Source organism: Pseudomonas sp. UBA6562 (assembly GCF_002434265.1).
Taxonomy (GTDB): domain Bacteria; phylum Pseudomonadota; class Gammaproteobacteria; order Pseudomonadales; family Pseudomonadaceae; genus Aquipseudomonas.
Genome location: NZ_DJJS01000005.1, coordinates 1 through 26,419 on the forward strand (window position 1 = coordinate 1; position 26,419 = coordinate 26,419).

Genomic DNA, 26,419 nt, shown 5'->3' on the forward strand with positions numbered 1-26,419 from the left:
CGCAAAACCCCTATCTGCGCATGCAGGTAGGGGTTTTGTCTTTTCTGCGCGCCGTAAAATCAGCTGACACTTACACCTTGCTCTCAAGTTGCGGCATGCCCGGCCAGATGGCATCGTTTCCTCTCGAAAACCCCAGGTAGCCCTATGTCGCAGCACGAGTCCATCACCCCCGGCTTCATGGTCATCCACGGCAACCGCTCGGACGACCTGCGTAACCTGGTAGTGGAATGGATGCGCCTCTATCCGCTGCGGCCCCTGGAGAACGAAGTGGTCCTGGTGCAGAGCAACGGCATTGCCCAATGGCTGAAAATGGCCTTGGCAGCAGACTCCGACGATGGCGGCTGCGGTGTGGCCGCCGCGATCGACGTACAGCTACCCGGCAGTTTTCTCTGGCGCCTGTACCGGGCGGTGCTTGGCCGCTCGGAAATCCCGGAGACCTCGGTACTCGACAAAGGCCCGCTGACCTGGCGTCTGATGCGGCTACTGCCCGTACTCATCGAACAACCGCTCTTCGCACCCCTCGCACGTTTTCTCAAGGACGACCGGGACATGCGCAAGCGCTACCAGTTGTCCCAACGCCTGGCCGACCTCTTTGACCAGTACCAGGTCTACCGTGCCGACTGGTTGGAAGACTGGGCCGAAGGCCGTTACCAGCTGCGCAACGGCCGCGATGAGCTTCGTCCGCTCGCCGAAGGCAACCAATGGCAAGCCGCGCTGTGGCAAGCTTTGTTGCAGGATGTCGGTACCGAGGGTATGGCACAAAGCCGAGCCGGCGTGCACCAACGCTATATGCATACCATCGAAGCCGCCCAGATCGCGCCGGCCGGGCTACCTAGCCGAGTGATCGTATTCGGCATTTCGTCGCTGCCCGCCCAAGTGCTGCATGCGCTGGCCGGGTTGTCTCGATTCACCCAAGTCCTATTGTGCGTGCACAACCCTTGCCGCCACCACTGGGCCGATATCGTCGCCGACAAAGACCTGCTGCGCCGCGAATACCGCCGCCAGCACCGCAAGCCAGGCATACCGCTGCAGCTCGATGCCACCAGCCTGCACCAGCACGCGCAACCGTTGCTCGCCGCCTGGGGCAAACAAGGCCGCGACTACATCGCACTGCTCGATGAATTCGACCAGCCGGACAGCTACCGCGGTGCGTTCAGCGACGGCAAGATCGACCTGTACAGCGACGAGCCGGCGCAAACGCTGCTCAACCAGTTGCAGGACGACATCCTCGAACTGCGCCCGCTCGCCGAGACCCGCGAGGTCTGGCAACCCGTCGACCCTGCTGCGGACGATTCGATTCGTTTCCACATCGCCCACAGTGCCCAGCGTGAAGTGGAAGTGCTGCACGACCAACTGCTCGAGCATTTTTACCGCAACCCGGCGTTGAACCCCCGCGACATCATCGTCATGGTCCCGGACATCAATGGCTACGCGCCGCACATCCGCGCAGTGTTCGGGCAGATGCCACGCGAGGACAAGCGCTTCATCCCCTTCACCCTGAACGACCAGCTCCAGCGCGGCCGCGACCCGCTGCTCATCGCCTTGGAACACCTGCTGCAATTGCCCGACAGCCGTTTCGCCGTCGGCGAAATCCTCGACCTGCTGGACGTGCCTGCCGTCCGTGCACGGTTCGACATTCCCGAGCAATCCCTGGCCATTTTGCACCGTTGGATCGAGGGCGCCGGCGTGCGCTGGGGGCTGGATGCGCGGCAGCGCACGGCATTGGGGCTGCCGGCCAGCATGGAGCAGAACAGTTGGCGCTTTGGCCTGCGCCGCATGCTGCTCGGCTATGCCGTCGGCAGCGGCGAGGGCTTTGCGGGTGTTGAGCCTTACGATGAAGTAGGGGGGCTGGACGCCGCGTTGGTCGGCCCGTTGTTCGCCCTGATCGACCGCCTCGACCATTGGTACCAGGCCCTGCTCGAACCTGCTGCTCCGGCTGTCTGGGGCCAGCGTTTGCAAGGCTTGGTCAACGACTTCTTCAAACCCGAAGACGAGCACACCGAATACCTCCTGATCCAGCTCGACGAACTGCGCGACCAATGGTTGCAAACCTGCGCCTCGGTCGAGCTCGAAGAGCCGCTGCCATTGACGGTGGTGCGCGAAGCCTGGCTGGCCGGGCTCGACCAGGGCGGTCTGAATCAACGCTTTCTCGCCGGCTCGGTGAATTTCTGCACTCTGATGCCGATGCGTGCCATTCCCTTCGAGATGGTTTGCTTGCTGGGCATGAACGACGGCGATTACCCGCGCGCGCAACCGCCGCTGGATTTCGACTTGATGGCCGCCGATTACCGTCCAGGCGACCGCTCCCGACGCGAAGACGACCGTTACCTGATGCTCGAAGCCGTACTGTCGGCGCGCAACCATCTGTACATCAGTTGGGTAGGCCGCAGCATCCGCGACAATACCGAGCGTCCGCCTTCAGTGCTGGTCGGGCAGTTGCGCGACCACCTGGCTGCCGGCTGGCGCTTGCTTACCGACACGTCCGACAACGACCCGTCGGAAGGGGGCCAGGCACTGCTTCATGCGCTGACGCTGGAGCACCCCTTGCAGCCCTTTAGCATTCGCTACTTCCAAGCAGGCACGCCGAGCCTGTTCAGTTATGCCCGTGAATGGCAGGCCGTGCATGAACCCTGCGCAGCACAAATGCCGTTCGACCGCCTGCAACCGTTCGAGCCGGATGGGCCACTGGCGATCGAGGTGTTGACCAACTTCCTGCGCAGCCCGGTCAAGCATTTCTACACGCAACGTTTGAAAGTGCATTTCGAACAGGTGCAGGGCGCCCTCGAAGAAGCCGAGCCCTTCACGCTCGATGGGCTGCAGCACTACACCCTGAGCACCGACCTGCTGGAAGCCGCCCTCAAGGAAGAGGACGGCGAACTCGACGCCCGCCTGCGCAACCAGGCCAACAGGCTACAGGCCACCGGTCGTTTGCCCATGGCCGGCTTTGGCGAATCGCTGCAAGCCGAACTGATCGCACCGCTGCCAGACCTCATCGGCCGTTTCCAAGCGCTACGGGTGCGCTGGCCCATTCCCGTGGAGAGCGCTTTGCCGCTGTACTTCACCGCCTACGGCCTGGAGGTCGAAGGCTGGCTTGCGAACCTGCACGAAGCGAATGACGGCAGCCTGTTGCGCGTCACCTTGCTGGCCAACGCGATCAACACCCGCAGTGGACGCAAATGGCCGCGCCTGATCGACAGCTGGGTCCATCACCTGATGGCGTGTGCGCAAGGTTTGCCGTTGCACACTGCGGTGGTCGCCACCGACACCACGTTATTACTGCCGCCGCTGAGCGCGGACGCAGCCAGGACCGCGCTGAGCGACCTGCTCCTGGCCTGGCGGCAGGGCATGGCCGAGCCCTTGCCGGTAGCGCCGCGCACGGCGTTCGCATTCCTTGCCGGCAAGGACCGTGAGGCTGGGCTGAAGGTTGCCCAGGTCACATACGAAGGCTCCGAATTCAGCCAGGGCGATGCCGGCGAGCGCGCCCGCGACATGGCCCTGGCCCGGCAGTATCCGGATTTCGCTGCGCTGACGGCCGACGAGTCGTTCGAAGGCTGGGTGCAGGCGCTCTACCAACCGTTGTTCGAGGCCCCATGGGCAGACCTGCAAGCCCAGGAGACCAAGCGATGAGCGAAGCCGCCAGCCGCCCCCTTGCCTTGACCTTCCCTTTGCGCGGCAGCCAGCTGATCGAAGCCAGCGCCGGCACCGGCAAGACCTTCACCATCTCGGCCCTCTACCTGCGCCTGATTCTGGGTCACGGCCTGGACGACAGCGGCTTTGGCCGTGAACTGCTGCCCCCGCAAATCCTCGTGGTGACCTTCACCGACGCTGCCACCAAAGAGCTGCGCGACCGCATCCGCGCGCGCCTGGCCCAGGCGGCGCAGTTCTTCCGTGACGAGATCGCCGCGCCCGACGCACTGGTTGCCGAGTTGCGCGACGACTACCCCAGCGACACCTGGCCGCTCTATGCCAGCAAGCTGGACGCCGCCGCGCAGTGGATGGACGAAGCCGCGGTTTCGACTATCCATGGCTGGTGCCAACGCATGCTGCGCGAGCATGCCCTGGACAGCGGCAGCCTGTTCACGCAAAGCCTGGAAACCGACCACAGCGAGTTGCTCAACGAAGTCACCCGCGATTACTGGCGGCAATTCTGCTACGGCATGCTGGGCGAGACCCTGGCCTGGGTGCGCGAACACTGGCAGTCGCCCGCCCACCTGCTGGCGCGCGCCAAAGGCCTGCTCGCCAGCGCCGGGCCGCTGGAAGACGGCGCCCATCCCGCGCAACATATCGAGGGTGGTCTGCGCCGACGGCATGAAGCCTTGGCCAGCATCAAGCAGCCTTGGGGCGTTTGGATCGAGGAGCTGCGCGCACTGCTGATGCAGGGCATCGCCGACAAGACTGTCGACGCACGCAAGCTACAAGTGCGCTACGTCGAGCCCTGGCTGGATGCCCTGAGCCAATGGCATGCCGACCCGGACAGCCATCAGTTGGACCTCGGCAAAGGTTTCGAACGGCTCACCCCCCAAGGCCTGGCCGATGCCTGGAAAGGCATGCCGCCCAGCCACGCCGCGCTGGAGGCCATGCTCACCCTGCGCGAACGCCTGCAACAGTTGCCCGACCCCGGCGCCGATGCGCTCGACCACGCCGCCGCCTGGATCTCCACACGTTTCGAGGGTGAGAAGCGTCGCCGCGCCGAGATGGGCTTCGACGACATGCTCCTGCGCCTGGACGCAGCCCTGCGCGGCGATGCCGGCGAGGCGCTGGCGCAGATCATCCGCGAGCAGTTCCCGGTGGCCCTGATCGACGAGTTCCAAGACACCGACCCTGTGCAATACCGCATCTTCGAGCGCATCTACCAGATCGAGCAGAACCGCCAGGACCTGGGCATCTTCCTGATCGGCGACCCCAAGCAGGCCATCTACGCGTTTCGCGGCGCCGACATCCACACTTATCTGCGCGCGCGGCGTGCCAGTGCGGGCCGTTTACACAGCCTGGGCACCAACTTCCGCTCCACCGAGGCCATGGTCGCGGCGGTCAACCGCGTGTTCGAGCAGGCCGAGGCGCGCCCCGAGGGACGTGGCGCTTTCCTGTTCCGCAAGGGCGAGGACAATCCGGTGCCGTTCCTGTCGGTGGCCGCCCAGGGGCGCAAAGACACCCTGGTCGTGCAGGCCCAGGCGCAGGCAGCGCTGACCTTCTGGACCCTGCCCAGCGAAAAACCGGTGGCCAAAGGCACCTACCGCGACCAGTTGGCACCGGCCTGCGCCAGCGAGATCGTGCGCCTGTTGGAGCTGGCCAAGACTGGCGAGTGTGGGTTCGTCGACGGCAACGGCGCACAGCGCCCATTGGCCCCGGCCGACATCGCCATTCTGGTGCGCGACGGCGGCGAGGCCCAGGCCATCCGCAGCCAATTGCGCGCCCATGGCGTGCGCAGTGTGTACCTGTCCGACAAGGAGTCCGTGTTCCGCAGCCAGGAAGCCCTGGACGTACTGGCCTGGCTGCGCGCCTGCGCCGAGCCGGACGCCGACCGCCTGCTGCGTGCCGCCCTGGCCAGCGTCACCCTGGCGCGCCCCCTGGCCGAGTTGGAAGCGCTGAATCGCGACGAACTGGCCTGGGAAGCGCGGGTCATGCAGTTCCGTGACTACCGCACCTTGTGGCGCACCCAAGGGGTGCTGAGCATGCTGCGCCGGCTGCTGCACGACTTCGAGCTGCCGGTGCGCCTGACCGCCCGCGCCGATGGCGAGCGGGTGCTGACCAACCTGCTGCACCTGACCGAACTGTTGCAACAGGCCTCGGCCGAACTGGACGGCGAACAGGCCCTGATCCGCTACCTGGGCGAACGCCTGACCAGCCAGGCAGACGGCGGCGAAGAGCAGGTGGTGCGTCTGGAAAGCGACGAACAGTTGGTCAAGGTGGTGACCATCCATAAGTCCAAGGGCCTGGAGTATCCGCTGGTGTTCCTGCCCTTCGTCTGCAACACCCGACCGGTCGACGGCAGCCGCTTGCCGGTCGGTTGGCACGACGAACGCGGCGAGCTGCGCATGACGATGACGCCGGACGAGGCCGTCATCGCCGCCGCCGACGACGAGCGTCTGGGCGAAGACCTACGTCTGCTGTACGTCGCCCTGACCCGCGCCCAGTACGCCTGCTGGTTGGGCGTGGCGGATCTGAAACGCGGCCGCGAGAGCCGCTCGGTGCTGCACCGTTCGGCGCTGGGTTACCTGCTGGGCGGTGGCGAGCCACTGCCGGCCTCCACCGACCTGAGCGCCTGGTTGACCGAGGTGCGCGGCAGCAACCCGGCGGTGCAGGTGCAGCCGTTGCCCGAGATCAGCGATCGGGTCTACACCCCGGTGCACAGCGAGCAACGCCTGCAACCGGCGCGCGAGCCCGGTCGACGCGCCGCCGAATACTGGTGGATCGCGTCCTACAGTGCCCTGCGCATCGCCGACAGCATCAGCGGCGAACTGGCGCCCGACAGCCTGCGTGCGCAGAACCTGCTCGACGACGAGCCGTTGAGCAATGCCAGCGAGCTCGCACCCGGCCAAGGCTCGATCCATCAGTTTCCCCGCGGCCCGCACCCCGGCACCTTCCTCCACGGCCTGCTGGAGTGGGCCGGGCGCGAGGGCTTCGGGCAACTGGCCGCACAGCCCGAGGCATTGCGCGATGCCGTGGCGCGGCGCTGTGCCACGCGCGGGTGGGAAGGCTGGATACCGACCCTGGAGCACTGGTTGAACGCCATGCTCGGCGTTGCCCTGCCGCTCGCCGAGGGCGCCGAGGTGCGCTTGCGCGACCTGGCCGACTACCGCTACGAAATGGAGTTCTGGTTCGCCAGCCGCGAGGTCGATGTGGTCCGCCTCGACACCCTGGTACGCCAGTACACCCACCAAGGCGCGCCGCGCGCGGCGGCCGAGGGCGGTCGGCTCAATGGGTTGTTCAAGGGTTTCATCGACCTGTGCTTCGAGCATGAAGGCCGCTATTACGTAGCCGACTACAAGTCCAACTGGCTGGGCGCGGACAACGCCAGCTATTCGATGGCGGCCATGGAGGTGTCCATCCTGGAACACCGCTACGACCTGCAATACGTGCTCTACCTGCTGGCCCTGCATCGACAGCTCAAGGCGCGCCTTAGCGACTACGACTACGACCGCCACATCGGCGGCGCGCTGTTCATCTTCCTGCGCGGGCTCGGCGCGCGAAGCCGAGGGGTGTACTTCAGCCGGCCACCCAAAGCCCTGATCGAACAGCTCGACCTGCTGTTCCAGGGCAAGCTGCACACCTTGGCCACTGCGGCCCAGGTCGATCTTTTCGCGGAGAATCGTCCATGAGCGACCTGTTCACTCCCTCTGGGCCCGAAACGGAAACGGCGCCGTCGCTGGCGTCCAACGCAGGCCTGTTCGCCTTGCTGGAGCGCTGGGTGGGCCGTGGTTGGCTACGTGCGCTGGACCTGGCCCTGGTGCGCTTCCTCGACGAGCAAGCGGCGGGCGAACAGCCGCTGGTGTTGCTCGCCACTGCCCTGACCAGCCATCAGTTGGGCCACGGTCATGTCTGCCTCGACCTGGCGCAGACCCTGGCCGAGCCCGATTTCGCGCTGTCGTTGCCGCCCGAGGGCGAGGACAGCCAGACGGTCGAAGTCTTGCCGTCCAGCGTCATGGCTGGCCTGGACCTGGCCGAGTGGGTCCGGACATTGAGCCATTCGCCCTTGGTGGCGCCGGACCAGCACGGCCCGAGCGACCGGCCTCTGGTGCTCAGCGGCGAGCGCCTATACCTGCGCCGCTACTGGACGTACGAGCGTGCGGTGGAAAGCAGCCTGCGTACCCGCCTGGCCTTACCCTTCGACGTGCCGGACGACCTGCCCGCCAGGCTCGCCGGCCTGTTTCCAGCACCCGCTACTGCGAGCATCGACTGGCAGAAGCTGGCCTGCGCCCTGGCCACCCGCGCGGCGTTGAGCATCATCACCGGCGGCCCCGGCACCGGCAAGACCACCACGGTGGTGCGCCTGCTGGCGCTGCTGCAAGGCCCGCGGGTGGAAGCCGACCGGCCCTTGCGCATCCGCCTCGCCGCGCCGACCGGCAAGGCCGCCGCACGGCTCACCGAGTCCATCGGCGCCCAGGTGCAGAGCCTCGACGTGGCGCCGGCGATCAAGGCGCGCATTCCTACCGAAGTGACCACCGTGCACCGCCTGCTGGGCAGCCGCCCCGGCACCCGGCATTTCCGCCACCACCGCGGCAACCCGCTGCCGCTGGACGTGCTGGTGGTCGACGAAGCCTCGATGATCGATCTGGAAATGATGGCCAACCTGCTCGAAGCGCTGCCGCCACGGGCGCGGCTGGTGCTGCTCGGCGACAAGGACCAACTGGCCTCGGTGGAAGCCGGTGCGGTGCTGGGCGACCTGTGCCGCGACGCCGAAGCCGGCTTCTACAGCCCGGCCACCTGGGCCTGGCTGGAAGCGGTCGCCGGCCATCGGCTCGAGGCCCCCGGCTTGCGCGAGGGCGACCCGCAACGCCACGCCCTGGCCCAGCAACTGGTGATGCTGCGCCATTCGCGGCGCTTCGCCGAAGGCAGCGGCATCGGCGAGCTGGCTCGTGCGGTGAACGAACAGCGCGCTGCCGATGCCCGCCGTGTGTTGAACGATGCAGGCCTTGCCGACGTGGTCAGTTGCCGTCTGCGCGGCGAGCAGGACCACGCGCTCGACCGCCTGCTGATCACCGGCAGTGGCCAGGGACGCGGCAAAGCCGGCGGCTACCGGCACTATTTCGATGTGCTGCAGCGCCAGCGTCCCGCAGCGGACACGCCCCTGGCCGATCCTGCCTGGCTAGCCTGGGCCAGCCAGGTCCTGACGGCCTTCGACCGCTTCCGCCTGCTCTGCGCGGTGCGCAAGGGCCCCTGGGGCGTGGAGGCCGTCAACCAGCGCGCCACCCGCGCCCTGCAAGGCGCCGGGCTGATCGAGGGCGACCACCAATGGTACGAAGGCCGCCCGGTGCTGATCACCCGCAACGACTATGGCCTGGGCCTGATGAACGGCGACATCGGCGTGGCCCTGCGCCTCCCCGAGTCCGAACACAGCCAGCACCTCACCCTGCGCGTGGCCTTTCCGCGCAACGACGGCCAGGGCGGCGTGCGCCTGGTGCTGCCCAGCCGCTTGAGCGATGCGGAAACCGTCTACGCGATGACCGTGCACAAGTCGCAAGGCTCGGAATTCGAACATACGGCGCTGATCCTGCCCGACGTGCTCAACCCGGTGCTGACCAAGGAGCTGGTCTACACCGGCATCACCCGCGCCCGGCAGTGGTTCACCCTGGTGGAGCCGCGGGTGGGGGTGTTCGAGGAGGCGGTGAATCGGCGGGTGAGGCGGTTGAGTGGGTTGATGCTGGAGGCGGGTGGGGCGACATAGGCTCAGAGGACTGACCGTGTCGCTTGGCCGTCCTCATCAAGGCGCACTCGAGTCAAACAAGTGAGGTAATTCGCGGATCGTGAAACGGAAAAGCTTTCAACAGAACTTGTTAGCCCCGCTGCGTCAGATGAAGCCGCGCGGGTAACCTAGGCTAAACCCGCTGTCGCCGTGACCTCTGTGCTATAGCGGGCGTACCACAACTTTGCATCAAGGCAGCGCGATCGAGAAAGCCGCAATGGCCATCAGGCGCCAAAAACTTGCAATGCCGACTTTTCACTCGGTGAACACCAACGATCGGGTCTGACCTAGCAGGAGTGTTCGGTTTCGCTCCGTCGTATCGCGGATGTAATCCCACAACAACGTAATGCGCTTGAGCTTGCGCAAATCCTCCCGGCAATACATCCAGAACTGCCGCGTCACCTCCACCTCCCTCGGCAACACCTCCACCAACCGTGCATCCTGCGCCGCGATGAAGCACGGCAGGATTGCCAGCCCATGCCCCTGCACCGCCGCCGTGTACTGCGCGATCACGCTGGTGCTGCGCAGCGGTGCGTGGGCGTCGGGGATCAGGTGGTTGAGATAGAGCAGCTCGGCGCTGAAGGCCAGGTCTTCCACGTAGCTGATGAACCGGTGCTGGCGCAGGTCGTCGAGGGTTGCCACGGGCCGGTGGCGCGCCAGGTACTCAGGCGTGGCGTACAGGCGCAGGCGGTAGTCGCACAGTTTGCAGCACACATAGGCACCGTGTTCGGGACGTTCCAGGGCGATGACGATGTCGGCTTCGCGCTTGGACAGGCTGATGAAATGCGGTAGCGGCAGGATGTCGACGGAAATCGCCGGATAGGTGTCGACGAAGTGGCTCAGTTGCGGGGTGACGAAGAAGCTGCCGAAGCCCTCGGTGCAGCCGATGCGTACGTGGCCCGACAGCGCCATGCCCGAGCCGGACACCTGTTCGCAGGCCATGTGCAGGGTGCTTTCGATGGACTCGGCGTAGCCCAGCAGACGCTGGCCTTCGAGGGTCAGCAGAAAGCCGCTGGTGCGCGACTTTTCGAACAGCAGCGTACCGAGCGCCTGTTCCAGCGCGGCAATGCGCCGCGACACCGTGGTGTAGTCCACGCCCAGGCGCTTGGCGGCGCTGCTGGCTTTGCGCGTGCGCGCGACTTCGAGAAAGAACTTCAGGTCGTCCCAGTTCAGGGTGCCGAGGCGGGTAGGGTCTTTTTGCATGACGATCCGGTTTTTTTATTCGGTTTTGCGGGATGTTTGCACATCTATACTCAAAAGCATCCTGGTGGCGCCATGCCTGCATCGCGGCAGGTGCCTTTGATCGCGTCCTTACAACAATTCCAAGGAGAACGTCGATGAATGCCCCGCAACAGCCCCATAGCACCCAAGTCAGGTCGGCCAAGCTGCTGATCGACGGCCAGTGGGTCGAATCCCAGACCCGCGAATGGCGCGATGTAATCAACCCGGCTACCCAGCAGGTGCTGGCGCGGGTGCCGTTCGCCACCGACGCCGAAGTCGAGGCGGCCGTGGCCGCAGCGCAACGTGCCTTCCTGACCTGGCGCGAAACCCCCATCGGCGTGCGTGCACGGATCATGCTCAAGCTGCAGGCGCTGATCCGCGAGCACAGCACGCGCATCGCCCAGACCTTGAGCGCCGAACAGGGCAAGACCCTCGCCGACGCCGAGGGCGATATCTTCCGCGGTCTTGAAGTGGTCGAGCATGCCGCCGCCATCGGCACTTTGCAGATGGGCGAATTCGCCGAGAACGTAGCGGGCGGCGTCGACACCTACACCTTGCGCCAGCCCATCGGCGTGTGCGCCGGCATCACACCGTTCAACTTCCCGGCGATGATTCCGCTGTGGATGTTCCCCATGGCCATCGCCTGCGGCAACACCTTCGTGCTCAAGCCCTCGGAGCAGGACCCGCTGTCGACCCTGATGCTGGTGGAGCTGGCGCTGGAAGCGGGCGTGCCGGCCGGGGTGCTGAACGTGGTGCATGGCGGCAAGTCGGTGGTCGATGCGCTGTGCACGCACCCGCAGATCAAGGCCGTGTCGTTCGTCGGCTCCACCGAGGTGGGCACCCATGTGCATACCCTCGCCAGCCAGCACGGCAAGCGGGTGCAGGCGATGATGGGGGCGAAGAACCATGCCGTGGTGCTGCCCGACGCCAACCGCACGCAGACCGTCAATGCCCTGGTGGGCGCCGCGTTCGGCGCGGCGGGCCAGCGGTGCATGGCCACTTCGGTGGCGGTGCTGGTGGGCAAGGCGCGCGAGTGGCTGCCGGATATCAAAGCCGCCGCCAGCCGGCTCAAGGTCAATGCCGGCAGCGAGCCGGGCACCGATGTCGGCCCGTTGATTTCGCGGCGCGCCCAGGAGCGGGTGCTGGGGCTGATCGAGCGCGGCGTGGCGCAAGGCGCGGTGCTGGAGCTGGACGGGCGCGGCGTGCAGGTGCCGGGTTACGAGCAGGGCAACTTCGTCGGGCCGACGCTGTTCTCCGGCGTGGCCACCGACATGGACATCTACACCCAGGAGATCTTCGGCCCGGTGCTGGTGACCCTGACGGTGGACACCCTCGACGAGGCCATCGCCCTGGTCAACCGCAACCCCTTCGGCAACGGCACCGGCCTGTTCACCCAGAGCGGGGCGGCGGCGCGCAAGTTCCAGAGCGAGATCGACGTCGGCCAGGTGGGCATCAACATCCCCATTCCGGTGCCAGTGCCGCTGTTCAGCTTCACCGGTTCGCGCGGGTCGAAGCTGGGCGACCTGGGGCCCTACGGCAAGCAGGTGGTGCAGTTCTACACCCAGACCAAGACCGTGACCGCCCGCTGGTTCGACGACGACAGCGCCCATGACGGCGTGAACACCACCATCAGCCTGCGTTAAGGAGGTCGGCATGCGTATCGCATTCATCGGTCTGGGCAACATGGGCGCGCCGATGGCGCGCAACCTGCTCAAGGCCGGCCAGCAACTGAATCTGTTCGACCTCAACCCTACCGTGCTCGCCGAGCTGCAAGCCTTGGGCGGCCAGGTCTGCGCTTCGCCCAAGGAAGCCGCCGGTACGGCGGACGCAGTGATCACCATGCTCCCCGCCGCCGCCCATGTGCGCAGCGTGTACCTAGGCGAAGACGGGGTGCTGGCCGGTATCCGCGCCGGCACGCCGACGCTCGATTGCAGCACCATCGACCCGCAGACCGCCCGCGAGGTCAGCCAAGCAGCGGCGGACAACGGCGTGGACATGGGCGATGCGCCGGTCTCGGGCGGTACCGGCGGCGCGGCGGCCGGCACCCTGACCTTCATGGTCGGCGCCAGCGACGCGCTGTTCGCCACCTTCAAGCCGGTGCTGGCGCACATGGGGCGCAACATCGTGCATTGCGGGGGTGTGGGCACGGGGCAGATCGCCAAGATCTGCAACAACCTGCTGCTGGGCATTTCGATGATCGGTGTGTCGGAAGCCATGGCCCTGGGCGATGCCCTGGGCATCGACACCCAGGTGCTGGCGGGGATCATCAACAGTTCGACCGGGCGTTGCTGGAGCTCCGACACCTACAACCCCTGGCCGGGCGTCGTCGACACGGCGCCTGCTGCGCGGGGGTATACCGGTGGCTTCGGTGCAGAGCTGATGCTCAAGGACCTGGGCCTGGCCACCGAAGCGGCGCGTCAGGCGCACCAGCCGGTGATCCTGGGCGCCGTGGCGCAGCAGTTGTACCAGGCGATGAGCTTGCGCGGCGAAGGGGGCAAGGACTTCTCGGCGATCGTCGAAGGTTATCGCAAGCGCGGATGAGGGTTGCGATAGGGCGCAAGGCGCCTTTGCCACACGACTGAAACGACTTCGCCCGCATCGAGCGGGCGAAGCGGGCCACCGACGCGAATCAGGCGAAGACGAAGTACTTGCGCACCGTCTCGACGACTTCCCAGGTGCCTTTCATCCCTGGCTCGATCACGAACACGTCGCCACCCTTGAGGTGCTTCGGCTCTTCGCCTTCGGGGGTGATGATGCAGTAGCCCTCGAGGAAGTGGCAGAACTCCCACTTGTCGTAGTTCACCTCGAACTTGCCCGGGGTGCAGATCCAGGTGCCCATGATCTTGCTGCCGTCGGCCGACAGGTAGGCGTTGAGGTTGACCGTGTGCGGCTCGCCGCCGATGCGCTTCCATTTGGTGGCATCGACCACAGGCGTCGGGCAGGTTTCACGCAGAACGGTGATGAAATCGGACATGTGCAGGCTCCTAGGCAGGCGGATTGACGGGCCACCATAGGCGCAATGGCCGAGCGCCAGTTGCCTGGGCTCGACCCCTAAGTGCCTGGACGCGCTGTTTCACGCCCACCAGTAGCGCACGAAGTGGAAGAACACGGGCGCGGCGAAGCACACCGAGTCCATGCGGTCGAGCATGCCGCCGTGGCCTTCGATCATGTGACCCCAGTCCTTCACGCCGCGGTCGCGCTTGATCGCCGACATCACCAGCCCGCCGAAGAAGCCCATGGCGTTGACCACCAGCGCCAGCAAGCCCGCCTGCCAGAAGCTGAACGGCGTGATCCAGCACAGCAGCGCACCGACCAGGGTCGCCAGCGCCACGCCACCGAGCAGCCCCTCGAGGGTCTTGGACGGCGACAGGTTCGGCGCCACCTTGCGTTTCCCCAGCAGCTTGCCGCACACGTACTGCAGCACGTCGCTGAGCTGCACCACCAGGATCAGCCAGGCGATCAGCAGCAGGTTGCGGCCTTCGTAGCCGGGGATGTCGAGGGTCATCAGCGCGGGCACCGTCGACACGCAATACACCGCGATCATCAACCCCCACTGCACCTTGGAGGTACGCTCCAGAAAGCGCGTGGTGTCGCCGCCCAGGCTCGCCAGGATCGGCAGCAGCAGGAACACGTAGACCGGAATGAAGATGCTGAACAGCCCGTACCAGTCGCTGGCGATCAGCACGTACTGCACCGGCAAGGCGATGTAGAAGGCGGCGGCCAGGGCCGGGTAGTCGCTGCGCCGGGTCGGGGTGAGGGTCATGAATTCGCGCAGGGCGTAGAACGACACGCCGTAGAACAGCACGATCACGCCGTACTTGCCGAACACGAAGGCGATGCCGATCACCAGCACCATCACCCACCAGGCGTTGATGCGCGCGTTGAGGTTGTCGATGACCGGGTGCTGGCCGGCGCCGGCGCGCCACTTGAGCAGGCGGCCGATGACGCTGGCTAGCAGCAGCAGGGCGCCGATGCCGGCGAACAGCGAAAGGGTGTTGTCGTCCATGTCAGGCCTCCTTGGGGGCCAGGGTGAGCAGGGCCAGGCGGGCCCGTTCGAGAAAGTCCGGTTTGCTCTCGCCAGGGAGCCGGTGCAGGGGTTCGCCGAAGCTCAGGGTGCACAGCAGCGGCAGGGGCAGGGCGCGGCCTTTGGGCATGACGCGGTTGAGGTTGGCGATCCACACCGGCACCAGCTCGATCTGCGGATGGGCCGCCGCCAGGTGGAACAGGCCGCTCTTGAACGGCAGCAGCGGCTCGTCGCCGAGGTTGCGCGTGCCTTCGGGGAAGAAGATCAGCGAGTCGCCCTGGGCCAGGGCGTCGAGCACCGGTTGCAGGGGGCTGTCCAGAGTGTCGCTGCGCTGGCGGTCGATCAGCACGGCATTGAAGACCTTGCGGATGATGAACTCGCGCAGGCCTGGTTTGCACCAGTAGTCGGCGCCGGCCACCGGCCGGGTGCGCTTGCGCAGCGCGTCGGGCAGGGACGCCCAGAGCAGCACGAAATCGCCGTGGCTGCTGTGGTTGGCGTAGTACAGCCGTTGCACCGGCTGCGGCGTGCAGCCCAGCCACAGGGCGCGGGCGCCGGTGATCAGGCGGGCGGCGGAAGTGATGCTGAAGGCGGTGAGGTCAGCGAGCATGGGGCGCGGTCATCCGAGCAAGGGCAGTGTCAGTAGGGTAGCCAACAGCAGCAGGGTCTGTAGACCCAGGCACAGGGCCTGGCGGCGCAGCAGGGCCAAGGCGCCTTGGCTGCGTGCCGGCCAGTCGCGGGGGGTGGCGGTGTGGGGCTTCAAGTGCAGGGCCTGCAGGGCATGGTCCAGGGCCAGGGTATCGTCGGCCAACGCAGGGCCGCTGTCGGCCATGCGGGCGAACAGCTCGGCATCCAGCGCCACGCGCACGGCCCAGTATTTGTGCGCAAGGCCCAGCACCACCAGCAGCACGGCGCCCGCGCTCGCCCAGGGCACCAGCGGAGCGCCGAGCAGGGGCGCCAGCGCATAGGCGGCCGCCAGCAGGGTGATGCCATCGGACAAACGCTCCAACTGCGCGCCGCGGCGCAGCAGGGTGGCGACGACGAAGAGCTTCATGGGTGCGGCTCCGACGGCAGCGAATTTCGACGTCGCCCGCTCGGCCGAAGCGCGCCAGAGCGCGTCGGTTGCAGTCTTGTGACCAGATAGCGGTTCACGAACAGACCGCCAGCCAAGGCAGAACCTGTCGACGGTCGGTGTGCAGAAACGTTCGGCTGCGGTTTCGCAATCGCAGATCGCTTCACGCTGTGCTCTCCAGCCGGCCCAAGACCTGCCGGTGGTCCGCATGCAAGACGACCGTAGGCCGTGCCAGACGAATCAGCGCCTCGGCAGCCTGCAATGTGGCGCAGCGCCGGGTCAGCAGCAGCCAGGCCGCCACCGCGCTGGCGCTGCGCGAATAGCCCAGGGCGCAGCACACCAGCACCGGGCCATGTTGGCGCAGGACTTCGATGTCGGCCGCAGCTTGCGCCAGCACCGCCCCATCCGGCACCACCAGATCGAGGCTGGGCAGGCTGCGGTAGTGGGGCACCTGCGCCGCGCAGCGCAGCTCGGCGCACAGGTCGACGATGGCGACGAAGGGCGCGGCATCGGCATGGTTCGGCACGCGCCCCAGGTACACGCCTTCGCAGATCTCGTCGCAGCGCGGCCGCTTCTTGGTCCAATACCAGGCATTGAGCCTGGCGCCGAGCACATACGGCGCCAGCAGCACGCGGGCCGCGACCGACAGCTGTCCATCGGCGCGTTTCTGGAACCCATCAGGCCCCAGCACCGCGTAGTTGAGCGCCACCAGCAGCAGCGCCACGGCAGGCCACAGCAAGACCAACGCCGCGCCGCCGACCGCCAGTGCCAGAGCCGCCAGCAGTGCCGCCCCCAGCGCGTAGATCCCCGCAAGCCGCCAACAGCGCACGTCCCGGCTGAACCGCGCATGCTGCCAGGGCAACGCACCCTGGGCCGGCCACAGCCACAAACACAGCAACCCCACCAGCGCGCCGCTGGGCACGTCGATGAAGTGGTGCTGCCAGGTGGTCAGCACCGACACCCCGATCAGCGCCATCCAGCCATGCACCAGCCAGCGCCAGGGCTGGGCGTGCACGTGCCGGGCGAACATCGTCCAGACGATCACCAGCAGCGCGATGTGCAGCGAGGGCGCCTGGTTGAAGGGTTTGTCGAAGCCCATCAGCACGTCGAACAACCAGCCGAACAGGCCGTCCAGCGCGGGGCGCTCGAAGGTGAAGCGCAACGGCCAGAGCAGAAAGCCCGCCACGCACAGCACCTGCGCGCTGAGCAGGGCCAGGGCATGGCGGTCCATTTCGCGGCGGCTCAGGGGCAAGAGGAAGGACAGACCGTAGAGCAGGTCGATGGACCAGTACGGAATGATCGTCCACGGCCACAGCGGCACCCGATGTTCCCAGTCGAACACCAGGGTGCCGACGTCGGCGCGCGTGGCGGTGTGGCTGTTGCTCAGGCCGTAGCTGATGAAGAACAGCGGCCCGAGCAGCAGCAACCACAGCACGCCACGGCGGATCAGGCCCGGTTCGCGCAGCGCGGTCATCCACGCACCCGCTGCGCCAGGCTGACGCTGAAGATGCCCCACTCGTCGATGCGTTGGGCGATCTTGCGAAAGCCTGCGGCCTCGACCAACTGGTCCATCTCGGCCTGGCTGCGCCGGCGCATGACCCAGGCCTGCCCTTGGCGGTGGCTGGTCAGGGCGCGGGCGATCATCTCCAGTTGCGGGTGCCAGGGCTGGCCGGTGTAGACCAGGTAGCCGCCGTCTTCGACCGCATCGGCCAGGCCTGCCAGGGAGTTGCCGACCAGCGCGTTGCTGGCGAACAGCTCGTACAGCCCCGACACCACCGCCAAGGTCGGCCGTGGATCGAGGGCAGCCAGGCTGGCGCGGTCGAAGGCATCGGCCTGCACGAAGCGGGCGATGTCGGCCAGGCCTTTCTCCTGGATCAGCGCGCTGCCTTGTCGCACGTTCAGCTCGCTGTAGTCGCGCAGCAGGATCGAGTCGGGTTTCTCCGTCAGCGTGTGCAAGGCTTCGAGGATGTAGCGCCCGTGCCCGGCGGCGATGTCGACGATGTGCACCGGCCGCTGCGCTTCACGCAGGCGGGCGATGGCCTCGCGCAGCAGTTCCTCGGCGTGCAGCTTGCGCTGGCGGATGCCGCGCCAGCCGATGGCGTCGAGGTAGTTGCGGTCGATGGCCCGGCCCAGCTTGCCCTTGCCGATGGCCTGGTTGCGGTACACGTAGTCCAGGGTGCTGCCCGAATCGAAGCCGGTGTCGAAGCCCAGCTTGACCCCTTCGGAGAAGCCTTGGCCCAGGCGCAGCCCGGCGCGGGTCGCGCGCCAGTACAGCGCGCGCGGCGAATGGGGCGGCAGCGGCGCGGCCAGGCTTTCGGCTTCGGCCAGGCTGGCGCCGACGCGGTCGGCATCGAGCAGCGACACGGGCGCGACGGGCGCGTCGAAGCAATGCGTGACGAAGCGCTTGATCCGCGCCAGGGCATGGGCGCGGTCGCGCTCGCCCAGGGTGTCGTGGAAGAAGCCCGGCAGCACATGCATTTCCTTGCGTGCGCTGCCCAGGCGTTCGAAGAAGCGTTCCTGCGGGGCGCGCTCGACCACGAAGTCGGCGCCCGACACCAGCAACTGCGTCGGCACCTGGATCGCCTGGGCGTCGGCCACCACGCGGTCGGCGGCTTCGTACAGCCCCAGCAGCATGGTCACCGAGATCGGCCGGCTGATCAGCGGGTCGGCCTTGTACGACATCACCCGGTCGGGGTCATGGGTCAGCAGGCGCGGCTTGACGTAGCTGTTGACGAAGAAGTTGCCGCGCAGCGCCTTCATCAGCTTCAGGCCGGGGCGGGCGAAGGGTACGTAGAGCTTGACCTTGAACGCCGGCGAGGCCAGCACCAGGCAACGCACCTTGGGGTTGTAGTCGTGGGCCCAGGTGGCCACCACGACTGCGCCGACGCTCTGCGCCAGCACCACCATGTCCTGTTCTTCGATGCCGTGGCGCTGGTGCAGGTGCTCGATGAAGGTCTGCACGTCGCGCACGCTGGTGGCGAAGCTCGGGCTGTCGCCGCGGGCGCCGGGGGACAGGCCGTGGCCACGGGCGTCCCAGGCGAAGAAGTCGTAGCCGGCCATGTCCAGCTCGTCGGCCAGGTGCGCCAGGCGCCCGCCGTGCTCGTGGCCGCGGTGGAACATCACCACGGCGCGGCGCGGCTGGTGTTCGCTCAGCGTGGCGGGCCAGTGGCGGTAGTGCAGGTCGACACCGTCATGGGTAGGGAAATGCAACGATTGCGCTTGGCGCATGGCGAAAGTCCTTGTCCGACAGAGAAGTGCAGAGGGTGGGTTTCAGGGAGTGGTTCGACGCGCTTCGAGAAGCCCGTGGCGAACCCGGTTGTACAGGGTGTAGAGCGATAGCAGCAGCACCAGCGCCAGCAGCCCGTTGATCCAACTGGCGGCCAGCAGCCCCAGGCCGACGCCGGTGCCCAGCACGCCGAAGGCGAAGGCACGGTCGCTCTTGCCCATGGGGCCGTCGTAGCGCCGCGAAGCGCCTACTAAGGGGCCCATCACCCCGGCGTATTCGCTGACCACGGCCAGCACCACCGTGAGCACCACCAGGCTTGGCGACACGCCCGGCAGCAGGGCGAAGGGCAGGTACAGGGCAGCGTCGGCGACCACGTCGCACAGCTCGTTGAGGTAGGCGCCCAGGGTCGACTGCTGGCCGAACTCGCGGGCAAGCATGCCGTCCACGGCATTGAGCGCCATGCGCAGCAGCATCCACAGCGGCACCAGCAGGAACAGCCCGGTGGCTTCTGGGCGCCAGGCCAGCAGCAGGCCGAGCAGCACCGAAACTGCGGCAGCGGCCAAGGTGACCTGATTGGCCGTGACGCCACGGTCGTACAGGCGCTGCACGCTGGGGCGCAGCAAGGCCTGGAAACGAGGTTTGAGCTGGTAGATCGACGGCATGCGAAGTGTCCTTTCAAGCTGCGACGGTCAGCGAGTGTGCGCGGCCTGCGCAGGCACGGCAAGGCTATACCGCCCACGCTGTGACCGGGTGCTGCACGCCGGGGTCGGTCGGGGCCTGGGCCATTGCGCGGGTCGGGGTCGGCGGGGTGAGTTGTCAGCGCTCGCGGTGCCAGGCACGATGCCTGCCATGCACACATTTCTCGGTTTCTATCAGGACATCGGCGCCGCGCTTTCGTTGCTGGTGCTGCTGACCTTCCTCCTCGCCGGCGCGGTCAAGGGCGTGATCGGCCTTGGCCTGCCCACGGTCGCCATGGGCCTGCTCGGGCTCGGTCTGCCACCGGCCCAGGCGGCGGCACTGCTGATCGTGCCGTCGACCGTGACCAACCTGTGGCAACTGGCCTTCGGCGGGCACTTGCGCGCGTTGCTGCGGCGCTTGGGCAGCCTGTTGGCGATGATCTTCCTCGGCACCTGCCTGGGCAGCCTGTGGCTGGGCATCGACAGCGGGCCGTGGGCTGCCCATGCCCTGGGCGGCGCCTTGGTGGTGTATGCGCTATACGGGCTGGCGGGTCCGCAACTGCGCGCGGCGCCGCGGCACGAACGCTGGCTGGGGCCACTGTGCGGGTTGATCACCGGGGTGGTGACGGCCGCCACCGGCGTATTCGTCATGCCGGCTGTGCCCTATCTGCAAAGCCTGGGCTTGAGCCGCGACGAGATGGTGCAGGCGCTGGGCCTGTCGTTCACCGTGTCCACCCTGGCCCTGGCGGTGGGCCTGGCGGGGCAGGACGCCCTGGGCGGTCAGGCACTGGGCGCTTCGCTGCTGATGCTGCTACCGGCGCTGCTGGGCATGTTCGCCGGGCAGTGGCTGCGCCAGCGCATCAGCCCGACCCTGTTCAAACGCTGTTTCTTCGTCGGGCTGGGGCTGCTGGGGCTGCACCTGTTGCTCAACGGCTAGCGGGGCTGAGCATTTCGATGCGCTGAACGTCGAACTCGCCTTCCAGGTATTCGGCGCGCTGCTCGACGAAGGTGCGCATGTGCGGCAGGGCCATGTGCGTGTTGAAGTCGTGTTCGCTGGCCCAGACCTCGAAGAAGATGAACAGGCTCGGATCGTCCAGGTCGCGCAGCATGTGGTATTCGATGCAGCCCGGTTCGCGTCGGCTCGGCTCGACATAGGCGCGGAACAGACGCTCGAAGGCGTCGGCGCGTTCCGGGTGGGTTTTGGCTTTGAGGATGAAGGCGTGCTGTTGCGTCATGGGCAGGATTCCGCAGAAGTTGAAGTGCGAGTCTATGACAACAGTAAGGCCAGGATTCGTGATTTTCGCGCAATTATCATTTGCCCCATCGTGGCTGTTTCCCACGCCCGAGGCTGGTTAGTCTGCCGGCCTTCTTAGCGATCCGGTCGGCAACGACCCCAAGGCCCCCCATGAAAAACATTCTTCTGCTCAATGGCGGCAAACAGTTCGCCCACTCCGACGGCCGCCTCAACCAGACCCTGCACGACACCGCCCTGACGCACCTGGACCGTGCCGGCTTCGACCTGCGCCAGACCTTCATCGACGGCGGTTACGACGCCGAGCAGCAGGTGCAGGACTGGCTCTGGGCGGACGTGGTGATCTACCAGATGCCCGGCTGGTGGATGGGCGCGCCGCACACCGTCAAGCAGTACATGGACGAAGTCTTCACCGCCGGCCACGGCAGCCTGTACGCGAGCGACGGCCGCACCCGCGCCGACGCCTCGCAGAAATACGGCAGCGGCGGCCTGCTGCAAGGCAAGCGCTACATGATTTCCGCGACCTGGAACGCACCGCAGCAGGCTTTCGACGACCCGAGCGACTTCTTCGAAGGCAAGGGCGTCGATGCCGTGTACTTCCCCTTCCACAAGGCCCACCAATTCCTCGGCATGCGCGGGTTGCCGACCTTCCTCGCCACCGACGTGATGAAGCGCCCCAATGTCGAAGCCGCCGTCGCCGCCTACCGGGCGCACCTGAGCGAGGTGCTGGGCCAGGCGTGACGCGCTGTGACGCCCGCAGGCGACAAGGCTTGCGATCCTGTGCACGAGCCGTTATCTAGTTCGGTTCATTCCGCAACAGGCCCGTGCGCTGTGAAGACCCGCTCCGAAGAACTCCAGGTATTCGTCACGGTGATCGACTGCGGCTCGATCTCCGCCGCCGCCGAGCAACTGGCGCAGACGCCCTCGGCGCTCAGCCGCACGCTGTCGCGCCTCGAATCGCGGCTGGGTGTGACCTTGCTCAACCGCACCACCCGGCGCATGGAGCTGACCGAAGAAGGGCGCTTCTTCCTCGAACGCGCACGGCTGATCCTGGCGCAGATGCACGACTTGGAAGAGCACCTGGCGCTGCACCGCCAGCAGCCGGCCGGGCGCCTGCGGGTCAATGCGGCCGCGCCTTTCATGCTGCACGCCATCGTGCCGTGGATCGGCGAATTCCGCCGCGCCTACCCAGGCATCGAGCTGGAGCTGAACACCGACGACCTGATCATCGACCTGCTCGAACAGCGCACCGACGTCGCCATCCGCATCGGCGAACTGGCCGACTCCAGCCTGCACGCGCGTTCGTTGGGGTGCAGCCCGCTTCTGGTGTTGGCCAGCCCCGACTATCTGGCGCGTCACGGCACGCCGACCACGGTGGAGGCATTGGAGGGCCACTGCCTGCTCGGCTTCAGCCAGCCGGAAAGCCTCAACCACTGGCCGCTGCGCCACGCCGAGGGCGACCGCTGGCGCATCCGCCCGCAGGTGCTGGCGTCCAGTGGCGAGACCTTGCGGCAACTGGCCCTGGCCGGGGAGGGCATCGCCTGCCTATCGCACTTCATGACCCACCACAACATCCGCGCCGGCCGTCTGCAGGTGCTGCTGGCCGAGGCCAACAGCGGCTACCGCCAGCCGATCCATGCGGTGTACTACCGCAACACGCAGCTGGCGCTGCGCATCCAGTGCTTCCTCGACTTCATCCAGCACAAGCTTGCCGCCTACGCCTGTTGAAAGCCGTTTGCGCCGCGCCTTGCCTTGGGCCTTAATGGGCAGTCAAAAAGAACAATTACCCAAGGAAAGTGCCCATGCGTATCGTCATGTTCCAGTCCCTGGCCGTCACGGCCTTCCTGCTCGGCAGCCCAAACAGCTTTGCCGTGACCCTCGAAGGCGGCGCCGTCGCCGCCCCCGACCAGTACGCGGCCAAGGTCGCCGCCGACATCCTCAAGCGCGGCGGCAACGCGGTGGATGCTGCGGTCGCCACCGCCTTCACCCTGGCGGTGACCTACCCCGAAGCGGGCAACATCGGCGGCGGCGGTTTCATGACCCTGTTCGTCGACGGCAAGCCGTATTTCCTCGACTACCGCGAAGTGGCGCCCAAGGCAGCCACGCGCAACATGTACCTGGACGACAAGGGCGAACCCATCGAGAACCTGAGCCTGGTCGGCGCCCGCGCCGCCGGGGTGCCGGGCACGGTGATGGGGCTGTGGGAGGCGCACCAGAAGTTCGGCAAACTCAAGTGGAGCGAGCTGCTCACCCCGGCCATCGGCTACGCCAAGAACGGTTTCACCGTCGCCGAGCAGCAGTACCAGTACCGTGAAGACGCCAAGGGCCTGTTCAAGGACGGCACCAACTTCAACGACTACTTCGCCAGCATGCAGGCCGGCCAGCCGTTCAAGCAGCCCGAGTTGGCCATGACCCTGGAACGCATCGCCGACAAGGGCGTCAGCGACTTCTACCAGGGCCGCACCGCCGAACTGCTGGTCGAGCAGATGCAGGCCGACAAGGGCCTGATCACCCGCGAAGACCTGGCCGGCTACAAGGCCGTGTGGCGCGACCCGATCGCCATCCAGTGGCGCGGCAACGTGGTCTACACCGCGCCGCCGCCAAGCTCGGGCGGTGTCGCGCTGGCGCAACTGCTGGGCATCAAGGAAGACCGCGCCGCCGACTTCAAGGGCGTGGCGCACAACTCTGCGCGCTACATCCACCTGCTGGCCGAGATCGAGAAGCGGGTGTTCGCCGACCGCGCCGATTATCTGGGCGACCCGGCCTTCACCAAGGTGCCGGTCGACCAGCTCATCGCCAAGGACTACCTGGCCAAGCGCGCCGCCCAGGTCAACCCCACCGCCATTTCCGCCACCGACGGTGTGAAACCGGGGCTGGAATCGCACCAGACCACGCATTTCTCCATCGTCGACAAGCAGGGCAACGCCGTCAGCAACACCTACACCCTCAACCTCGACTATGGCAGCGGCGTGGTGGTCAAGGGCGCAGGTTTCCTGCTCAACGATGAGATGGACGACTTCAGCGCCAAGCCCGGCGCGGCCAACGTGTTCGGTGTGGTGGGCGGTGCGGCCAACGCTATCGAGCCGGGCAAGCGCATGCTGTCGTCGATGAGCCCGACGCTGGTCACCCGTGATGGCAAGGTCACCTTGGTGCTGGGCACGCCCGGCGGGTCGCGGATCTTCACCTCGATCTTCCAGGTGATGAACAACCTCTACGACTACGCCATGCCGCTGGACAAGGCCGTGGCTGCGCAACGCGTGCACCACCAGTTGCTGCCCAAGGACACGATCTATTTCGACAGCTACGCGCCGCTGCAAGGGCCAGCGGCCGAGGCGTTGAAGAAGATGGGCTATGTGCTGGAGGACCAGGGCTGGAACATGGGCGACGTGCAGGCCATCCGCGTCGAGGGCACCCAGCTGGAAACGGCGTCCGACCCGCGTGGGCGGGGGCAGGGCATCATCGTCAAGTGACTTGGACGAGCCGGCCCACGCCGCGCGAAACGGTTTTTCTGTCAAAACGCGTGGCTGGGTTGGGGCGGCTCTGCCGCCCATCGCGGCTGAAGCCGCTCCCACAAGGTCACTGCATTGGCGGGCGCTGAACCTGGGTTCAGCGCCCGCCATAGAGCGCCGATCAGACTTTGAACTGGCTGACCAACATCTGCAGGTGACCGCCCAGACGCGCCAGCTCGACGCTGGCCGTGGCGGTTTCGTTGCTGGCCGAAGCCGTCTGTTCCGACACGTCGCGCACATTGAGGATGCTGCGGCTGATTTCTTCGGCCACGGCGCTCTGCTGCTCGGCGGCGGCGGCGATCTGCTGGTTCATGGCCTGGATGTTCGACACCGTGCCGGTGATGCTGCCCAGCGAAACGCCGGCCTTGCGCGCCAGCTCGACGCTGCTGTCGGTCAGCTCGCGGCTGCCGAGCATGATCGAGGCGACCTGCTGGGTACCGCGGTGCAGGCCGGCGATCAGAGCTTCGATCTCTTCGGTGGATTTCTGCGTGCGCTGCGCCAGGCCGCGTACTTCGTCGGCGACCACGGCGAAACCACGCCCGGCTTCACCGGCGCGTGCCGCTTCGATGGCGGCGTTCAGCGCCAACAGGTTGGTCTGCTCGGCCACCGACTTGATCACGTCCATGACGCTGCCGATCTTCTGGCTTTCCTGCTGCAAGGTGTTCATCGCCTCGCTGGAGCGGTGCACCTCGCCGGCCAGGCGCTCGATTTGCTCGACCGCTTCGCCCACCACTTGCTCGCCCACGCGGGCTTCGCCGTCGGCGCTGGTCGCCGCGCGCGAGGCTTGCTCGGCATTGCGCGCCACTTCCTGCACGGTGGCAGCCATTTCGTGCATGGCCGTGGCCACCTGGTCGGTTTCGATCTTCTGGCTGTTGGCCCCGGCGTTGGTCTGCTCGGTGACCGCCGACAGTTCCTCGGCGGCGCTGGCGATCTGCGTGACGCTGTCGCGAATGCCGCCGATCAGCTCGCGCAGGGTGGTGGCCATGTGGCTGATGCTCTGTTGCAGCACGCCCAGCTCGTCACGGCGCGTCACGCGCACGTTGTGGGTGAGGTCGCCATGGGCGATGCGGTCGACCACGCCCAACGTTTCCTGCAAGGGTTTGGTGATCTGGCGGGTGATGAGCACCGCTGCCAAGACACCGAACAGCAGGGCCAGCAAGGTTGCGGCGATCTGCAAGGTACGCGCCTGGGCGCTTTCGCTGTCGCGGCGATCGAGCTGGAGCTTGTACAGGGCTGCGCTGGTCTTGACGATGTCGGCACCTTCGACGGTCATCTCCTGGCGCGCGGTGGCGATGGTCGCCACGGCTTCGCGGAAGGCCTGGAGGGATTGGCCGTAACCTTGCAACTGCGTGGCGAAAGGTTGCACCGCAGGTTCGCCGGGCAGTTGCCGTTGCAGCTCGTCGGCCGCCAGGCGGGTCACTGCGAACTGGTCGAGCGCGGCCTTTTCCTGGGTGGCGTTGGTGTCGGCGATGTAGCTGCGCACGTTCACGCTCAGGCGCAGGAACTGTTGGCGGGCGTTGCTGATGAGTTGGTAGTTGGCCAGGCGCGTGGCATCGGCCTCCGGCCGGGAGAGCAGGTCCTTGGCCAGCGCTTCCAGGGCCGCATCGGCTTCGGCGGCGGCGGTGCGCATACGCGTGCGTGCCGTGTTCGAAGCGGCGTAGCCGCCACGCATCAGGTTCAACGACACCTTGTACTGCTCGATGGTCTTGCCCAGCTCGCCGAGCAGGCGCACGTTCTCTTCGCTCTTGAAGGCCTTGGCCAGGCGTTGCTGTTGCGCGCTGAAGGTGTCGAGTTTGGTCTGGACGTTGGTCGCCGAGGCGTCGTCGCCATTGGCGATCATGTATTGCAGGCGCGCGACGCGCAGCTCGGTCAGGTCGTTGTTGAGCTGGCCGATATCGCTCATCCAGTTGCTGCGGTCGATCAGACCGCCCACGCTGAACCAGCCGGTCAAGGCCAGCAGACCGGTCAAGAGCAGGACCAGGCCAAAGCCCAGTCCCAGTTTTAGGTTGACGCTGATGTTGGCAAACCAGCTGTTCAT

At 66.7% G+C, this 26,419-nt stretch carries 19 protein-coding genes; 9 read left to right on the forward strand and 10 right to left on the reverse strand.

Translation table 11 applies throughout. From position 1 onward, the window contains the following. The first annotated feature begins 144 nt into the window (after window positions 1–144). From recC to recD, 3 genes are read left to right on the forward strand one after another with little or no spacing between them, the layout of a single operon-like run. Window positions 145–3,627, forward strand: a complete 3,483-nt coding sequence (gene recC / locus B4M43_RS06675) for an exodeoxyribonuclease V subunit gamma (RefSeq protein ID WP_296265356.1) — start codon at window positions 145–147, stop codon at window positions 3,625–3,627. Next, window positions 3,624–7,319 (forward strand): exodeoxyribonuclease V subunit beta, encoded by a 3,696-nt coding sequence (gene recB, locus B4M43_RS06680; protein ID WP_296265358.1) that lies wholly within the window; start codon window positions 3,624–3,626, stop codon window positions 7,317–7,319. The genes recC and recB overlap by 4 nt, the downstream gene beginning before the upstream one ends. After that, entirely contained in the window at window positions 7,316–9,385 is a 2,070-nt protein-coding gene (gene recD / locus B4M43_RS06685) for an exodeoxyribonuclease V subunit alpha (protein WP_296265359.1), read from the forward strand. The genes recB and recD overlap by 4 nt, the downstream gene beginning before the upstream one ends. A gap of 273 nt (window positions 9,386–9,658) precedes the next feature. On the opposite strand, the gene B4M43_RS06690 is transcribed toward recD, so the two are convergent. Further along, entirely contained in the window at window positions 9,659–10,606 is a 948-nt protein-coding gene (locus B4M43_RS06690) for a LysR family transcriptional regulator (RefSeq protein WP_296265360.1), read from the reverse strand. A gap of 134 nt (window positions 10,607–10,740) precedes the next feature. Between B4M43_RS06690 and B4M43_RS06695 the strand changes: the two genes are divergently transcribed. Continuing rightward, window positions 10,741–12,267: a CoA-acylating methylmalonate-semialdehyde dehydrogenase gene (locus B4M43_RS06695; protein WP_296265362.1), complete on the forward strand. Its 1,527-nt coding sequence runs from the start codon at window positions 10,741–10,743 to the stop codon at window positions 12,265–12,267. A 10-nt stretch (window positions 12,268–12,277) separates the two neighbouring features. Next, a complete protein-coding gene (gene mmsB / locus B4M43_RS06700) occupies window positions 12,278–13,165 on the forward strand; it encodes a 3-hydroxyisobutyrate dehydrogenase (RefSeq protein WP_296265364.1) in 888 nt (295 codons plus the stop codon). Between the two features lie 88 nt (window positions 13,166–13,253). On the opposite strand, the gene B4M43_RS06705 is transcribed toward mmsB, so the two are convergent. The 7 genes from B4M43_RS06705 to B4M43_RS06735 all read right to left on the reverse strand — a co-directional run bounded on the left by B4M43_RS06705 (window position 13,254) and on the right by B4M43_RS06735 (window position 19,605). After that, window positions 13,254–13,598, reverse strand: a complete 345-nt coding sequence (locus tag B4M43_RS06705; RefSeq protein ID WP_038411964.1) for a cupin domain-containing protein — start codon at window positions 13,596–13,598, stop codon at window positions 13,254–13,256. Window positions 13,599–13,697: 99 nt separating this feature from the next. Next, window positions 13,698–14,630 carry a phosphatidate cytidylyltransferase gene (locus B4M43_RS06710; protein WP_296265368.1) on the reverse strand — a complete coding sequence of 311 codons (933 nt, stop codon included), beginning with the start codon at window positions 14,628–14,630 and terminating at the stop codon, window positions 13,698–13,700. 1 nt (window position 14,631) lies between these two features. Further along, window positions 14,632–15,255 (reverse strand): lysophospholipid acyltransferase family protein, encoded by a 624-nt coding sequence (locus B4M43_RS06715; RefSeq protein ID WP_296265371.1) that lies wholly within the window; start codon window positions 15,253–15,255, stop codon window positions 14,632–14,634. A 9-nt stretch (window positions 15,256–15,264) separates the two neighbouring features. Then, a complete protein-coding gene (locus B4M43_RS06720) occupies window positions 15,265–15,699 on the reverse strand; it encodes a hypothetical protein (protein WP_296265373.1) in 435 nt (144 codons plus the stop codon). Window positions 15,700–15,880: 181 nt separating this feature from the next. After that, on the reverse strand, window positions 15,881–17,191 hold the full coding sequence (locus tag B4M43_RS06725) for a phosphatase PAP2/dual specificity phosphatase family protein (protein WP_296265375.1): 1,311 nt from the start codon (window positions 17,189–17,191) through the stop codon (window positions 15,881–15,883). Then, window positions 17,188–18,945, reverse strand: coding sequence for a bifunctional alpha/beta hydrolase/class I SAM-dependent methyltransferase (locus tag B4M43_RS06730; protein ID WP_296265377.1), 1,758 nt, complete (start codon window positions 18,943–18,945; stop codon window positions 17,188–17,190). Before B4M43_RS06730 ends, B4M43_RS06725 begins: the two co-directional genes overlap by 4 nt. A 42-nt stretch (window positions 18,946–18,987) precedes the next feature. Next, the gene (locus tag B4M43_RS06735) at window positions 18,988–19,605 is read right to left on the reverse strand and encodes a CDP-alcohol phosphatidyltransferase family protein (RefSeq protein ID WP_296265379.1); all 618 of its coding nucleotides are present in this window, start codon (window positions 19,603–19,605) and stop codon (window positions 18,988–18,990) included. A 187-nt stretch (window positions 19,606–19,792) separates the two neighbouring features. Here B4M43_RS06735 and B4M43_RS06740 point away from each other — a divergent pair, with 187 nt between their 5' ends. Further along, window positions 19,793–20,557: a sulfite exporter TauE/SafE family protein gene (locus B4M43_RS06740; RefSeq protein WP_296265382.1), complete on the forward strand. Its 765-nt coding sequence runs from the start codon at window positions 19,793–19,795 to the stop codon at window positions 20,555–20,557. Here B4M43_RS06740 and B4M43_RS06745 read toward each other — a convergent pair. After that, complete coding sequence (locus B4M43_RS06745; protein ID WP_296265383.1) at window positions 20,547–20,855, reverse strand: putative quinol monooxygenase; 309 nt, start codon at window positions 20,853–20,855, stop codon at window positions 20,547–20,549. The two genes, B4M43_RS06740 and B4M43_RS06745, sit on opposite strands and share 11 nt — an antisense overlap. A 170-nt stretch (window positions 20,856–21,025) precedes the next feature. Here B4M43_RS06745 and B4M43_RS06750 point away from each other — a divergent pair, with 170 nt between their 5' ends. The 3 genes from B4M43_RS06750 to ggt all read left to right on the forward strand — a co-directional run bounded on the left by B4M43_RS06750 (window position 21,026) and on the right by ggt (window position 24,342). Further along, window positions 21,026–21,613 carry an NAD(P)H-dependent oxidoreductase gene (locus tag B4M43_RS06750; RefSeq protein WP_296265385.1) on the forward strand — a complete coding sequence of 196 codons (588 nt, stop codon included), beginning with the start codon at window positions 21,026–21,028 and terminating at the stop codon, window positions 21,611–21,613. Window positions 21,614–21,703: 90 nt separating this feature from the next. After that, window positions 21,704–22,600 carry a LysR family transcriptional regulator gene (locus B4M43_RS06755; protein ID WP_296265387.1) on the forward strand — a complete coding sequence of 299 codons (897 nt, stop codon included), beginning with the start codon at window positions 21,704–21,706 and terminating at the stop codon, window positions 22,598–22,600. A 74-nt stretch (window positions 22,601–22,674) separates the two neighbouring features. After that, the gene (gene ggt / locus B4M43_RS06760) at window positions 22,675–24,342 is read left to right on the forward strand and encodes a gamma-glutamyltransferase (RefSeq protein ID WP_296265388.1); all 1,668 of its coding nucleotides are present in this window, start codon (window positions 22,675–22,677) and stop codon (window positions 24,340–24,342) included. A gap of 160 nt (window positions 24,343–24,502) precedes the next feature. Here the strand turns inward: ggt and B4M43_RS06765 are convergent, their stop codons facing one another. Beyond that, window positions 24,503–26,419: a methyl-accepting chemotaxis protein gene (locus B4M43_RS06765; RefSeq protein WP_296265389.1), complete on the reverse strand. Its 1,917-nt coding sequence runs from the start codon at window positions 26,417–26,419 to the stop codon at window positions 24,503–24,505.